Annotated in this window: 13 protein-coding genes; 3 read left to right on the top strand and 10 right to left on the bottom strand. The window is 65.1% G+C overall.

Annotated features, from left to right (window positions below):
• Window positions 1–5: 5 nt before the first annotated feature.
• Window positions 6–818: a bifunctional DNA-formamidopyrimidine glycosylase/DNA-(apurinic or apyrimidinic site) lyase gene (mutM, locus tag BLS75_RS22450; RefSeq protein ID WP_011064043.1), complete on the top strand. Its 813-nt coding sequence runs from the start codon at window positions 6–8 to the stop codon at window positions 816–818.
• Window positions 819–881: 63 nt separating this feature from the next.
• Here the strand turns inward: mutM and BLS75_RS22445 are convergent, their stop codons facing one another.
• From BLS75_RS22445 to BLS75_RS22425, 5 genes are all read right to left on the bottom strand, one after another.
• Window positions 882–1,133: a YfhL family 4Fe-4S dicluster ferredoxin gene (locus tag BLS75_RS22445; protein ID WP_011064042.1), complete on the bottom strand. Its 252-nt coding sequence runs from the start codon at window positions 1,131–1,133 to the stop codon at window positions 882–884.
• Between the two features lie 134 nt (window positions 1,134–1,267).
• Window positions 1,268–1,747: a pantetheine-phosphate adenylyltransferase gene (gene coaD / locus BLS75_RS22440; RefSeq protein WP_003176711.1), complete on the bottom strand. Its 480-nt coding sequence runs from the start codon at window positions 1,745–1,747 to the stop codon at window positions 1,268–1,270.
• 115 nt (window positions 1,748–1,862) lie between these two features.
• The gene (locus BLS75_RS22435) at window positions 1,863–3,458 is read right to left on the bottom strand and encodes a GMC family oxidoreductase (RefSeq protein ID WP_072451810.1); all 1,596 of its coding nucleotides are present in this window, start codon (window positions 3,456–3,458) and stop codon (window positions 1,863–1,865) included.
• Window positions 3,459–3,632: 174 nt separating this feature from the next.
• Window positions 3,633–4,178: a twin-arginine translocation pathway signal protein gene (locus tag BLS75_RS22430; protein ID WP_072451809.1), complete on the bottom strand. Its 546-nt coding sequence runs from the start codon at window positions 4,176–4,178 to the stop codon at window positions 3,633–3,635.
• Between the two features lie 27 nt (window positions 4,179–4,205).
• Window positions 4,206–5,681 (bottom strand): coniferyl aldehyde dehydrogenase, encoded by a 1,476-nt coding sequence (locus tag BLS75_RS22425; RefSeq protein ID WP_225369017.1) that lies wholly within the window; start codon window positions 5,679–5,681, stop codon window positions 4,206–4,208.
• Between the two features lie 99 nt (window positions 5,682–5,780).
• On the opposite strand from BLS75_RS22425, the gene BLS75_RS22420 reads away from it, so the two are divergent.
• Together BLS75_RS22420 and BLS75_RS22415 are read left to right on the top strand one after the other, a co-directional pair.
• The gene (locus BLS75_RS22420) at window positions 5,781–6,452 is read left to right on the top strand and encodes a TetR/AcrR family transcriptional regulator (protein ID WP_011064038.1); all 672 of its coding nucleotides are present in this window, start codon (window positions 5,781–5,783) and stop codon (window positions 6,450–6,452) included.
• Window positions 6,453–6,485: 33 nt separating this feature from the next.
• Window positions 6,486–7,340 carry a sulfurtransferase gene (locus BLS75_RS22415; protein WP_072451808.1) on the top strand — a complete coding sequence of 285 codons (855 nt, stop codon included), beginning with the start codon at window positions 6,486–6,488 and terminating at the stop codon, window positions 7,338–7,340.
• 138 nt (window positions 7,341–7,478) lie between these two features.
• On the opposite strand, the gene BLS75_RS22410 is transcribed toward BLS75_RS22415, so the two are convergent.
• From BLS75_RS22410 to BLS75_RS22390, 5 genes are all read right to left on the bottom strand, one after another.
• Entirely contained in the window at window positions 7,479–8,306 is an 828-nt protein-coding gene (locus BLS75_RS22410) for an AraC family transcriptional regulator (RefSeq protein WP_041120263.1), read from the bottom strand.
• Window positions 8,299–9,300, bottom strand: a complete 1,002-nt coding sequence (locus BLS75_RS22405) for a hydrolase (protein ID WP_019095297.1) — start codon at window positions 9,298–9,300, stop codon at window positions 8,299–8,301. The genes BLS75_RS22410 and BLS75_RS22405 overlap by 8 nt, the downstream gene beginning before the upstream one ends.
• A gap of 131 nt (window positions 9,301–9,431) precedes the next feature.
• Window positions 9,432–10,052, bottom strand: a complete 621-nt coding sequence (rsmD, locus tag BLS75_RS22400; RefSeq protein WP_011064034.1) for a 16S rRNA (guanine(966)-N(2))-methyltransferase RsmD — start codon at window positions 10,050–10,052, stop codon at window positions 9,432–9,434.
• Complete coding sequence (locus BLS75_RS22395) at window positions 10,052–11,542, bottom strand: M16 family metallopeptidase (protein ID WP_072451807.1); 1,491 nt, start codon at window positions 11,540–11,542, stop codon at window positions 10,052–10,054. The genes rsmD and BLS75_RS22395 overlap by 1 nt, the downstream gene beginning before the upstream one ends.
• Window positions 11,535–12,890, bottom strand: coding sequence for a M16 family metallopeptidase (locus BLS75_RS22390; RefSeq protein WP_072443566.1), 1,356 nt, complete (start codon window positions 12,888–12,890; stop codon window positions 11,535–11,537). The genes BLS75_RS22395 and BLS75_RS22390 overlap by 8 nt, the downstream gene beginning before the upstream one ends.
• Window positions 12,891–13,023 lie beyond the last annotated feature (133 nt).

Here is a 13,023-nt window from a genome sequence, read left to right as displayed (position 1 = left end):
CGCATATGCCTGAATTACCGGAAGTCGAAACCACCCGGCGCGGAATCGCGCCGCATCTGGAAGGCCAGAAGGTCAGCCGGGTCATCGTCCGTGACCGGCGCTTGCGCTGGCCGATCCCCGAAGATCTGGACGTGCGCTTGTCCGGGCAGCGCATTGTGCTGGTGGAGCGGCGGGCCAAATACCTTTTGATCAATGCCGAAGTCGGTACCCTGATCAGCCACCTGGGCATGTCCGGCAACCTGCGTCTGGTGGAGGTCGGGCTGCCGGCGGCCAAGCACGAACATGTGGATATCGAGCTGGAGTCCGGCCTGGCCCTGCGCTACACCGATCCGCGGCGCTTTGGCGCCATGCTCTGGAGCCACGACCCGCTGAATCACGAATTGCTGGTGCGCCTGGGGCCCGAGCCGCTGACCGACCTGTTCGACGGCGAGCGCCTGTATCAGCTGTCCCGCGGACGTTCCATGGCGGTCAAGCCGTTCATCATGGACAACGCGGTGGTGGTGGGGGTGGGCAATATCTATGCGACCGAGGCGCTGTTCGCCGCGGGCATCGACCCGCGCCGCGAAGCCAAGGGAATTTCCCGAGCGCGCTACCTGAAGCTGGCGATCGAGATCAAACGCATCCTGGCGGCCGCCATCGAGCGCGGCGGCACCACCTTGCGCGACTTTATCGGTGGCGATGGCCAGCCGGGCTACTTCCAGCAGGAACTGTTCGTCTACGGGCGTGGCGGGGAGAACTGCAAGGTCTGCGGCACCGGGCTGCGGGAAATCAAGCTGGGCCAGCGGGCCAGTGTCTATTGCCCGCGTTGCCAGAGCTGAGAAGCTTCGCCGGCAAGCCGGCTCCTACAGGTGTTTGTGGGAGCCGAAAGGGCGCCATATCACTCAAGCCTTGCCGGTGATCTTCCGGTACTTGGCCATCAACTCTTCTTCGGTTTCCGGGCGGGCTTCGTCCAGCGGAATGCAATCCACCGGGCACACCTGCTGGCACTGCGGCTCGTCGTAGTGGCCGACGCACTGGGTGCACAGGTTCGGATCGATGACGTAGATCTCTTCGCCTTGGGAAATCGCCGCGTTAGGGCACTCGGGTTCGCAGACGTCGCAGTTGATGCAATCGTCGGTGATGATCAGGGACATGGGGTACTCCGGCCTGGGCGGCAGGCCCGGGCATGTAAAAACGAATGCGCGCAATTGTGCCGTATTGACGCCCACAGTGCACGCGGGCGCGATGGCTGACGTCAGGCGAGGGCCCCGGTGCGGGGCCGCGCGGCTTATTTCTTGAAGCGCAGGGTCAGCGCGTCGGCGACCGCCGGGTGCACGAACTTGGTGATATCACCGCCCAGGGCAGCGATTTCACGGACCAGGGTCGAGGAAATGAACGAGTAGCGCTCCGAAGGGGTGAGAAACAGGCTTTCCACGTCCGGGGCCAACTGGCGGTTCATGTTGGCCAGCTGGAATTCGTATTCGAAGTCCGAAACCGCCCGCAGGCCGCGCAGGAAGACATTGGCGTTCTGCTCCTTGGCAAAATGCGCCAGCAGGGTGGAGAAGCCGACGACTTCAACGTTGGGCAGATGCTTGGTCACCTCGCGCGCCAGTTCCACGCGCTGCTCCAGGGGGAACAGCGGGTTTTTCTTGGGGCTGGCGGCAACGGCGATGATCACATGGTCGAACAGGCGCGAGGCGCGTTCGACCAGATCGCCATGGCCCTTGGTAATAGGGTCGAAGGTACCTGGGTACAACACTCGGTTCATCGCGTCGTCCTGGCGGGAATCCGTTGGGGAGTCGGATGGTATCGCAGCCTTCCCGGTCGGCCAAGTCGCCTTTTAGGGAAGAAAGCACTATAGACGACGAGAATATCCCGCTTTTTCACACTGATTTCAGGCGCTCCGCCAAGGCGCTGGCCAATTGCGCCGTGAGCCCATAGACCGACAGCTGCGGGTTGGCGCCGATGCTGGTGGGAAACAGCGAGCCGTCGTGGACCGACAGGTTATGCAGTTGATGGTGGCGCCCGAGGCTGTCGGTGACCGCGGTTTTCGGATCTTCGCCCATGGCGCAACCGCCCATCACGTGGGCACTGCCCAGGCGGGTGCGGTACAGGGCCAGGTCCAGGCCGTCGATCTGCGCCCGCACTTCGTCGAGGCTCTTGGCGAAGCGTGCATCGCTGTGCAGCGGCTTGACCGCCTTGGCGCCGCCGGCGAACTGGATCTCCGCCATGCTGTGGAAGGCCCGGCGCAGTCCGTCCCAGGCGTAGGGTGAAACCTGATAGTCGAGGACCGGGGTGCCGTCACCCCGCAGTTCGACGTTGCCGCCGGTGCTGTCGGGGTGAAAGCCGTCCCGCAGCAGGGCAAGCATGGCGTGGGTGTGGGGCAGTTGCTCCATGGACAGCCCGCTCTGCGGCCCGAACCCGCCCAGCAGGGTGCTGGCCAGGGCCGGCTGCAGGGGTGGCACTTCAAGTTTGTAGGACATCTTGCCGGTGGTGCCGTCCTGCCACTGGAAGTGGTCGGAATAGATCGACTGCGGCGCGCCGTAGAACGGGTTGATCACCTCGTCGAACTGCCCGGCGGAGAAGTTGACCAGGTGCAGGAAGGTGCGTTTGCCCAGCCGCGAATGCGGGTCCGGCGCATCGGAACGCAACAGCAGGGCCGGGCTGTTGATGCCCCCACCGGCCAGCACGTAATGCTTGGCCTTGACCGTGATGGTGCGCCCGGTGGGGGCCACGCAGCGGGTGTCCATGGCCTGGCATTGCAGGCTGGTGACCTTGTCGTCCTTGATCTGCAGGCGCTCCGCCCGGGCCAGGTACAGCAGCTCGCCACCTTTCTCCAGGGTCGCCGGAATGGTGGTCACCAGCATCGACTGTTTGGCGTTGGTCGGGCAGCCCAGGCCGCAGTAGCCCAGGTTCCAGCAGCCGCGCACGTTGCGCGGAATCACGTGCCAGCTGTAGCCCAGGGCTTCGCAGCCCTTGCGGATCACGTCGTTGTTGGCGTTGGGCGGCATGACCCAGGGCGCGACGCCCAGGCGCTGTTCCATTTTCTCGAACCAGGGCGCCATTTCGGCCGAGCTGTGGCCCACCACCCCGTGCTCACGGGCCCAGTGCTCCAGGGTCGGGTCAGGCGTGCGGAAGCTCGACGTCCAGTTGATCAAGGTAGTGCCGCCCACGGCGCGGCCCTGGAGGATGGTGATGGCGCCATCCTTGCTCATGCGCCCGATGCCTTCCTGATAGAGGCTGGTGTAGGCCTGGTCTTCGAGCATCTTGAAGTCGTCGCTGGTCTTGAGCGGGCCTTCTTCGATCAGCAGCACCTTGTAGCCGGCGGCGCTGAGGATCTCGGCAGTGGTGCCGCCCCCGGCGCCGCTGCCGATGATGGCGACATCGGCTTCCAGGGTCAGGTCCTGCTCCAACTGCGAGCCGTTGTAGGTTTTCCAGCCACGATTCAGGCCTTCGCGGAACAGATCAGGTACAGGCATATCGGGTGCTCTCTTATTATTGATGGCTCGGCGCGCATCCACTGTAGCCGCTGCTGAGCCTGCGAAGCTGCGAAAAGGCCCCCAGGGCCTTGCTTGACGATCTGCAGCCGAACCCCCAGTGCCCCGCGAGCGTCCCGCTCGTTCGCAGCCTGTGGCAGCGGCTACAAAGGCCGGTCAGACCTTCGGTGGCCCGGGATAACCGCAATGGGCCCAGGATTCGGGCCGGGTGTACCAGGCCATCATCACCAGTTGCAGCAACGAGGCATGGCCCATGCGCAGCAGGGCCAGGAAGCTGTTTTCCCAGCGGCTGAGGAAATTGCGGATGTCATCCGCGCTGGCGTTTTCCCAACTGCCCCAGATCCCCGTCAGCGGGCCGCGGGTGACCGCCATGCCCAGTACATCGAACAGCTGCTGGGTGAGCTTGAACATCTCGGTCGACAGGTGATTGAGGGCGTTGTCCAGGTTGGCCAGGGTGCCCTCGATGGCGGCGGGCATCTTGTCCGCCGGTACGGCGCCTTCGAGCATCACCGGTATCAGCGCCCGCAGGAACGGCAGGTCATTGCTGCGCAGCATGGTGAAACCGCTGGCGGGCGTGCTGGTGGAGCAACCGCTGAGGCTGGCGCCGAGCCCGGCAGTGGCCAGGAACGCGCTGGCGCAGAGGCCGATTTTCAGCAGGCCGCGCCGTGACAGCGCGGGTGTTTCAGACAGGCTAGGGGTCATTGTTGTTATTACCCGGCGTTGTACTGGTTAACGAATGAACAGCTTCTGGATGAGCTTCTGGATCGATTTGCCATACGGCGGGTAGATCAGGCGGGCGGCGTTGAACCGCTGCTTGATGAACACCCCCTTGGCCTTGCTGAAGGTCAGGAAGCCTTCATGCCCGTGGTAGTGGCCCATGCCGGAAGGGCCGATGCCGCCGAACGGCAGGTCGTCCTGGGCCACATGCAGCAGGGTATCGTTGAGGCACACGCCGCCGGAGTGGGTTTCGTTGAGCACCCGTTGCTGCTCGGCCTTGTCGTAGCCGAAGTAGTACAGCGCCAGCGGGCGCGGACGCTGGGTGATATAGGCGAAGGCCTGGTCCAGGGTCCGGTAGGGCACGATGGGCAGGATCGGGCCGAAGATCTCGTCCTGCATCACGGTCATGTCATCACTGACATTGAGCAGCAGGCTGTGGCCCAGGCGGCGTTCCTGGCTCTGCTCGAACAGTGGCACCAGCAGCGCGCCCTTGCTGGTGGCGTCGCTCAGGTAACCGTTGAGCCGCGTCAGTTGGCGCTGGTTGATGATGGCGGTGTAGTCGGGGTTGTCCGCCAGGGTCGGGAAGAAACCGCGCACCACCTGGCGATAGGCTTCGACAAAGGCGCCTACGCGCTCTTCCGGTACCAGTACGTAGTCCGGGGCGACGCAGGTCTGCCCGGCGTTGAGGGTCTTGCCGAAGGCGATGCGTTCGGCAGCGTCCTTGAGGGGCACGGTGCTGGAGACGATGGCCGGGGATTTGCCGCCCAGTTCCAGGGTCACCGGGGTCAGGTTTTCCGCGGCGGCGCGCATCACGTGCTTGCCGATGCTGGTGGCGCCGGTGAACAGCAGGTGGTCGAAGCGCAGCTTGGAAAACGCCATGCCCACCTCGGCCTCGCCCAGCACCACGCACACCAGGTCCTCGGGGAAGACCCGGGCCAGCAGTTGCTTGAGCAGTTGCCCGGTGGCGGGGGTGGACTCACTGAGCTTGAGCATCACTCGGTTGCCGGCGGCCAGCGCCCCCACCAGCGGGCCCATGCACAGGTACAGCGGGTAGTTCCACGGCACTATGATCCCGACCACCCCCAGGGGCTGGTAGACCACCTTGGCCGAGGCCGGCTGGAAGGCCAGGCCCACGGCGCGGCGGGACGGCTTCATCCATTTCTTCAGGTGTTTGCTGGCGTAGTGGATGCCGTGCAGGCTGGGCATCAGCTCGGCCAGCAGGGTTTCGTCGGCGCTGCGGTTGCTGAAGTCCTGGCTGATGGCATCGATCAGGGCCTGGCGCTCGTTGTTAAGCAGCTCCTGCAGTGCCTTCAGCCATTGCTGGCGCTGCGCTGCGGGGGGCATCGGGTTGGCGGCAAAGGCCCGGCGCTGGGCTTCGAACAGCTCAAGCAGCTCGTCCTGTTGCTGAAGGGAATCCTGCAGGTAAGCGATTTCGGCAGACATGGACGGGCTCCGTCTTTGTAAGGTGGCTAGTTTTTTAGAGCTTATGCTCTAAAATGTCAATTGCCCTCCTGCGCCGGTGGCGATTTATCCCCGGGGGGATAGAACGTAAGATGCACGCCAGCCTTCTGATTAAAGCCCACGCCCATGGCCCCACGCATAAAAACCCGCGAACGCATCGTCCAGTTCAGCCTCGAACTCTTCAACCAGCAGGGCGAGCGTAACGTCAGCACCAACCATATTGCGGCGCACATGGAGATTTCCCCGGGCAACCTGTACTACCACTTCCCCAACAAGCAGGCGATCATCGCCGTGCTGTTTGCCGAGTACGAAAGCCTGGTGGACAGCTTCCTTCGACCGCCCCCCGGGCGGGCGGTCACCGTGCAAGACAAGCGCTACTACCTGCAGGCTCTGCTGGCGGCCATGTGGCGCTATCGCTTCCTGCACCGCGACCTGGAACACCTGCTGGACAGCGACCCCGAGCTGGCTGCGCGCTACCGACGCTTTTCCCAGCGCTGCCTGATCCAGGGCATGGCCATCTACGGGCGTTTCGTCGATGCCGGGATCGTCGCCATGGACAAGGTGCAGATCGAATCCCTGACCCTCAATGCCTGGATCATCCTCACCTCCTGGGTGCGTTTTCTGTGCACGACCCGGGAAAACTCCACGCACCTGAGCGAAGAAGCCATCAAGCGCGGGGTGTACCAGGTGCTGGTGCTGGAGGCCGGTTTCGTCACCGACCAGGCCAGGGAAGCGGTCAACGGCCTGTTCGAAGAGTTTTATGTGCCCTTGGCCCAAGCCCTGGAAGAAGTGCAGTAGGATCAACCTCCAACTTATTCACAGGAGCCCGCCATGCCCCTCGCGCAGTTGATCAGCCCGCTTGCCCTGGACCAGAAGAAACAGCAGCCCGGCCTGGTGATTCTGGATTGTCGCTTTGCTCTGGAAGACCCGGATTACGGCCAGCGCAGTTACGCCGACGGGCATATCGCCGGGGCGCATTTCGCGGACCTGAACCGGGATCTGAGCGCGCCGGTGATCAAGGGCGTGACCGGTCGGCATCCGTTGCCGGAGCCCGCGCAGTTGGTGGCGCGCCTGCAGGCCTGGGGCATCGATAACGACAGCGAGATCGTGCTCTATGACGACGGTCCCGGTGCCTACGCCGCTCGTGCCTGGTGGTTGCTGGCCTGGCTGGGCAAGCGTGACGGCGTTTTCATTCTCGATGGTGGCCTGAAAGCCTGGCACGCCGCTGGCTTGCCGCTGAGCCTGGATGCCCCGGAAAACGCGCCGGGGCAGTTCGTCGGGCACCCTGATCACAGCCTGCTGCTGGATGCCGAGCACCTGGGTAAGCGCCTGGGCCAGGCGGACCTGACCCTGCTGGATGCCCGTGGCCTGCCGCGCTTTCGTGGCGACGTGGAACCCATCGACCCGGTGGCCGGGCATATTCCCGGGGCGCAATGCGCGGCGTTCACCGACAACCTGGGGGAGGATGGGCGCTTTCTACCGGCCGATCAGCTCAAGCAGCGTTTCGCGCAGAAACTGGCCGGGCGTGACCCGCAGCAACTGGTGGCCTATTGCGGCTCTGGTGTCACCGCCTGCCACAACCTGTTCGCCCTGAGCCTGGCCGGCTACCCCCTGGGGAGGCTGTATGCCGGTTCGTGGAGCGAGTGGATCACCGATGCGCAGCGGCCTGTCGCCACCGGTGACTGACGGCCTTTACCCGTAGCCCCTTCGCTGGCAAGCCAGCTTCTACGGGCGGCAGGGCCGCGCGGACCTGTAGGAGCGAGCTTGCTCGCGCTAGCGCTGGCAGGGACGCAGTTGAGTCTGTAGGAGCGATAGCCGCGCCGCCTACACCACGGCACTGCGATAAGCCGCCGGCGCTACCCCATACACCTGCTTGAACTGCCGACTGAGGTGACTCTGGTCGGCAAACCCCAGTTGTGTCGCCACTTCCAGGGGCAGGCAGCCATCACGCAGCAAGGCCCGGGCCTTGGCGATGCGCTGTTGCATCAACCAGGTGTGGGGCGGAATCCCCGTGGCCCGGCGAAACACCCGGGCGAAATGGAACGGTGACAGGTTCACCGCTGCTGCCAGTTCCTCCAATGAAGGCGGCGCCGCCAGCTGCGAGCGCAGCAACTCCTTGGCCTGGACGATGGCCCGGTGTTCCTGCCCGGGTTCACCTGGTGCCCGCACTCCGGCGTGCCGTTGCAACAGCAACAGCAGCATTTCTCGCCATTGGGTCTGTTGTTGCAGGGCCGTGGCCGGGCTTTCCAGCAAGTGGTGCAGGCGGGCAAAACCCTGTACCAGGTCCGGATCGCGGTACAAGGTGGCGCCGAAGGCCGGCAGGCTGCCGCTGGGCAGTTCCAGTTCATCCAGCAGGCCGAATATTTGCTGGTTCTCCGGGTAGAAGGCGCGGTACAGCCAGCCGTCTTCCACGCCCTTGGCCCCGGTGTGCAGCTCGTCCGGGTTGATCAGCACCAGGGTGCCGCTGCCCGCCAAATGCTCGGCTCCGCGATAGCGGTAGCGCTGGGCACCGGCCATGATCATGCCGATCACATAGCCCTCATGCACATGGGGCACGAAACGCTGCTCGATGTAACGCGCGGCCAGCAACTCGACCCCGGCCAGGGGCGCACTCTGCCAGAAGCGGATCGATTCCCGGGCTGGCTTATCCATGGCGATCCAGGCCAGCCAACCACTGCGGGATCCGCCGCTCCAGGTAATAGCCGGGGTGTTTCAGGCTGCCGTCGACAAAACCCACATGGCCACCCTTGGCCTGCAGCTCGAACTGGGTGCTGGCGGATAGCTCGCTGGCTTCGGGCAGGCTGTGACGGAATACGAAGGGGTCGTCTGCGGCCTGGATGATCAGGGTCGGGGTACGGATTTGCCCCAGGAAATAGCGGCTGGAGGCGCGGCGGTAATAGTCCTGGGCATCGGCAAAGCCGTGCAGCGGTGCGGTGACCCGGCCGTCGAAGTCCCAGAAGGTGCGCATCTTGGTCAGCGGCCCCAGTTGCGCCAGGGTGGCCAGGCCTTCGTGGCGGCCGTCGTGCTGGAACTGGCGCTGCTTGTCCTTGATGTAGGCCAGCATCTCGCGCATGAAGTGCGCCTGGTAGACCTTGGAAAACCCCTGGCCTATGCGATCGGCGCACTGGTCCAGGCGAAACGGCACCGATACCGCCGTGGCGCCTTGCAACGGGCTGTCGCTGCCGCTTTCCCCTAGGTATTTGAGCAGCACATTGCCCCCCAGGGAATAGCCCACCGCATAGAGCGGCGCCTGGGGGCGCTTGGCCCGCAGGTGAGCGATGGCTGCAGCCAGGTCTTCGCTGGCCCCGGAGTGGTAGCTGCGGGGCAGCAGGTTGGGCTCGCCGGAACAGCCGCGCCAGTTCAGCGCCGCGCTGGCCCAGCCCCGGGTTGCCAGGGCCTGCTGCAGGCCGGCCACGTAAGGCGAGTTGGAGGAACCGGTCAAACCATGCAGCACCAGCACCAGGGGCGCGTCGGCGCTATGGGGCCCGTGCCAGTCCAGGTCGAGAAAGTCGCCGTCGTCCAGCCACAAGCGTTCGCGCTGGCGCTCAAGATGAGTGGTCGGGCGCCACAGCGGGCCCCACAGGGTCTGCAGGTGCGGGTTGCCAAGGCCGAAGGCGGGGGTGAAGCGATCAGGCGAGTCGGGCACGGGGAGGGTCTCGATGCAGCGGCGCGCAGCCCGGGCGGGCTGCGTACCTTGTTCCGGTCGGCTTGAGAGCCTGACTACGATCTGCTGCGCGGCTCGGGCCTGAGCGTTGCTTGCGAGGTCGTGATCAGGTTCTAGGCGACGTTGTCTGCCATACGTTGCCACAACGAGTAATACACCTGCCCGGATTTTTGTTCACGGTGCAGGCGCCAGCTTCCGGGTAGCCCCAGGGTCGATGGCGCGGTTTCGCTTTCGGTGTAGATCCAGGCGTCGTCCGCCAGCCAGCCGCGCTCTTCCAGCAGGGCGCAGGCGGCGGGCAGCAGGTTCTGATTGAACGGCGGGTCGAGGAAGGCCAGGTCGAACGGCGTGGCCGGCTGGGTTTCCAGGTAGCGCAGGGCGTCGGCGGTCTGGGCCTGGCCGACGGTGCAGCGCAGGGTCCCCAGGTGCTCGCGCAGGCTGGAAATGGCCACGCTGCTGCTGTCCAGGGCCAGGCCCGTGGCGGCGCCACGGGACAGGGCTTCGAGAAACACCGCGCCGCTGCCGGCGAACAGGTCGATGACCTTGGCCCCGGCCACATAGGGCGCCAGCCAGTTGAACAGGGTTTCACGCACCCGGTCCGGGGTCGGCCGCAGCCCCGGCAGGTCGGGGAAGCTCAGCTTGCGGCTGCGCCATTCGCCGCCAATGATGCGCAACTGGCCCACGCCATTGTGCTGGTTGTGGACGGGTTTCTTGCTGGGACGGGCTGGACGGGCCATTAATGCTCCGGAACCCCGAGCGGCTGCTCGGCGGGTTTGTCAGTGGGGGGCGGCAACGGCTTTTGTGCGACGGTGGGGCCGGCGCTGACGATGACCATCTTGTCGACATTCAGGTGCTTGTTCATGGCGGCCTTGACCTGCTCCACCGTCAGCTCCTGGGATTGACGCATGAAGTCTTCCAGGTAGCTCAACGGCAGGTTGTAGAAACCCATGGCGCCCAACTGGCCGACGATATCGGCGTTGCTGGCGGTGGACAGCGGGAAGCTGCCAGCCAGTTCACGCTTGGCGTCGTCCAGCTCTTTCTGGGTCGGGCCGTTCTTCAGGTACTCGGCGAACACGTCCTGCACCAGCTTCAGGGTGCCCTCGCTCATTTCCGCGCGGGTCTGCAGGTTGATCATGAACGGGCCGCGGGCCTGCATCGGGGTGAAGCCCGAGTAGACGCCGTAGGTCAGGCCGCGCTTCTCGCGCACTTCGCTCATCAGCCGGGTGCCGAAGCCGCCACCGCCGAGAATCTGGTTGCCCAGGGAGACAGCGGCGTAGTCCGGGTCGTCACGGTCGATGCCCAGTTGCGCCAGCATCAGGCTGGTCTGGCTCGACGGGAACTCGATATGGCCGATGCTGGCCTTGGGTTCGGCAGGTTGCTCGATCTTCGCCAGCGCCGGGCCTTTTGGCAGGGCGGCGGAGACTTGCGCGGCAATCGCCTCGGCGTCGCTGCGGGACAGGTCGCCGACCAGGGCGATCACCACGTTGCCTGCGGCATAGGCCTTGGCGTGGAAAGCCTTGAGCTGGGCCAGGGTGATCGGCGGGATGCTCTTGGCATCGCCGTCGCTGGCATGGGCGTAAGGGTGGGTGCCATACAGGCGCTTCATCAGCTCCAGGCTGGCCAGCTTGCCGGGGTTCTGCTTCTGGTATTCGAAGCCGGCGAGCATCTGGTTCTTGATCCGCGCCAGGGAGTCGGCGGGGAAGGTCGGCTTGCCCACCACTTCGGCGAACAGCTTCAGCGCCGGTTCGCGCTTATCCACAGCGCTCAGGCTGCGCAGCGAGGCCACGGCCATGTCCTTGTAGGCGCCGTTGCCGAAATCCGCACCCAGGCCTTCGAAGCCCTGGGCGATGGCGCCTACATCCTTGCCGGCCACGCCTTCGTTGAGCATGGCGTTGGTCAGCAGGGCCACGCCCGGCGCGTTGCCGTCCTGGCTGCTGCCGGCGGCGAAGATCAGGCGCAGGTCGAACATCGGCAGCTCGCGGGCTTCGACGAACAGTACCTTGGCGCCTTCGGCGGTGTTCCAGGTCTGCACGTCCAGGTTGCGATGGCTGGGCGCCTTGCCGTCCAGCTCGGCCAAAGACTGCAGCTTCTGGCTGCTCTTGGCGTTGTCCAGGGCCTGGCTGGCGTTGGTCTGGCCGGAGTTCGACAGGTACAGGCCGCCGGCGGTGAGCAGGGCGACCAGGGCCAGCCCCAGCAGGACCGGTGAAGCTTTCTGGCGCTTAATCATGAGCGGACTCCTCAGGCAGTACATGGGCCACGCTCATACGTTCCCGGGTGAAATAGGTGCGGGCGGCCTTCTGGATGTCTTCCGGGGTCACGCTTTGCAGTTCCGCAAGCTCGGTGTCCATCAGCTTCCACGACAGGCCGACGGTTTCCAGCTGGCCGATGGCGGTGGCCTGGCTAGTGATGGAATCACGTTCGTAGACCAGCCCGGCGATCACCTGGGCTCGCACCCGCTCCAGTTCCTCGGCGGATGGCGGGGTGGTCTTCAACTGGTCCAGCAGGCGCCACAGCCCGGCTTCGGCCTGGGCGATGGTTTTCTTCTTCTGGCTGTTGGGGGTGGCCGAGAGCATGAACAGGCTGTCGCCCCGGGTGTAGGCGTCGTAGCTGGTGGAGCCGCCGGACAGCAACTCTTCGCCGCGCTCCAGCTGGGTCGGGATGCGGGCGCTGTAGCCGCCGTCCAGCAGGGCCGCGGCCAGGCGCAGGGCGTTCACCGCGCGTTTGTCTTCGGCGGTGGCGATGCTCGGCACGTTGAAGGCCAGCATCAGGCTCGGCAGTTGGGTCTTGACGTGCAAGGTGATCAGGCGCTCGCCGGGCTCGGCCAGCTCCATGGGGATCTTCGCCGGTGGCACGTCACGCTTGGGGATCGCGCCGAAGTAGCGTTGGGCCAGGGTTTTCACCTCGTCCGGGGTGACGTCGCCGACTACCACCAGGGTGGCATTGTTCGGCACGTACCAGGCTTGGTACCAGTGGCGCAGTTCCTCGACCTTCATCCGGTTCAGGTCGGCCATCCAGCCGATGGTCGGCGTGTGGTAGCCGCTGGCCGGGTAGGCCATGGCCTTGAAGCGCTCGTAGGCCTTGGACATCGGCTTGTCGTCGGTGCGCAGGCGGCGCTCTTCCTTGATGACCTCGATTTCGCGGCTGAACTCGTCGGCCGGCAGGCGCAGGCTGGCCATGCGGTCGGCTTCCAGCTCCAGGGCCACGCCCAGGCGGTCGCGGGCCAGGACCTGGTAATAGGCCGTGAAGTCGTCGCTGGTGAAGGCGTTCTCTTCGGCGCCCAGGTCCCGCAGGATCAGGGAGGCCTCGCCGGGGCCGACTTTCTCGCTGCCCTTGAACATCATGTGTTCCAGGGCGTGGGACAAACCGGTCTGGCCCGGGGTTTCGTAGCTGGAGCCGACCTTGTACCAGACCTGGGACACCACCACCGGCGCGCGATGATCTTCGCGGACCACGACCTTGAGGCCGTTGTCGAGGGTGAATTCATGGGTGGGTTGAGGGTCGGCAGCCAGGGCTGCAAGGGGCAGACAAACTGTGCTGAGCAGCAGGCCTGCGGCGCGGCGGGCTAGAGCATTCATTCGTTTTTAAACCTGTTGGGCTGCCCGCGTGTTCTTAGCGTCAGCGGGCGAGGAGGTGCTAGGATACTGATCCGTTTTACTGGCGGCCACGCCTATCAGGTCTTCGCGGATCAGCATGTACTTGAGCAGGTTG

The sequence above is a fragment of the Pseudomonas sp. NFPP12 genome, from assembly GCF_900103205.1.
GTDB classification, from domain to species: domain Bacteria; phylum Pseudomonadota; class Gammaproteobacteria; order Pseudomonadales; family Pseudomonadaceae; genus Aquipseudomonas; species Aquipseudomonas protegens.
This window is presented reverse-complemented; position numbering and strand designations above follow the sequence as displayed.

What these genes read in the sequence shown, in the direction of transcription:
- mutM (WP_011064043.1), top strand. Translation starts at nt 6, where the DNA reads ATGCCTGAATTACCGGAAGTCGAAACCACCCGGCGCGGAATCGCGCCG.
- BLS75_RS22445 (WP_011064042.1), bottom strand. Translation starts at nt 1,133, where the DNA reads ATGTCCCTGATCATCACCGACGATTGCATCAACTGCGACGTCTGCGAA.
- coaD (WP_003176711.1), bottom strand. Translation starts at nt 1,747, where the DNA reads ATGAACCGAGTGTTGTACCCAGGTACCTTCGACCCTATTACCAAGGGC.
- BLS75_RS22435 (WP_072451810.1), bottom strand. Translation starts at nt 3,458, where the DNA reads ATGCCTGTACCTGATCTGTTCCGCGAAGGCCTGAATCGTGGCTGGAAA.
- BLS75_RS22430 (WP_072451809.1), bottom strand. Translation starts at nt 4,178, where the DNA reads ATGACCCCTAGCCTGTCTGAAACACCCGCGCTGTCACGGCGCGGCCTG.
- BLS75_RS22420 (WP_011064038.1), top strand. Translation starts at nt 5,781, where the DNA reads ATGGCCCCACGCATAAAAACCCGCGAACGCATCGTCCAGTTCAGCCTC.
- BLS75_RS22415 (WP_072451808.1), top strand. Translation starts at nt 6,486, where the DNA reads ATGCCCCTCGCGCAGTTGATCAGCCCGCTTGCCCTGGACCAGAAGAAA.
- BLS75_RS22410 (WP_041120263.1), bottom strand. Translation starts at nt 8,306, where the DNA reads ATGGATAAGCCAGCCCGGGAATCGATCCGCTTCTGGCAGAGTGCGCCC.
- rsmD (WP_011064034.1), bottom strand. Translation starts at nt 10,052, where the DNA reads ATGGCCCGTCCAGCCCGTCCCAGCAAGAAACCCGTCCACAACCAGCAC.
- BLS75_RS22395 (WP_072451807.1), bottom strand. Translation starts at nt 11,542, where the DNA reads ATGATTAAGCGCCAGAAAGCTTCACCGGTCCTGCTGGGGCTGGCCCTG.
- BLS75_RS22390 (WP_072443566.1), bottom strand. Translation starts at nt 12,890, where the DNA reads ATGAATGCTCTAGCCCGCCGCGCCGCAGGCCTGCTGCTCAGCACAGTT.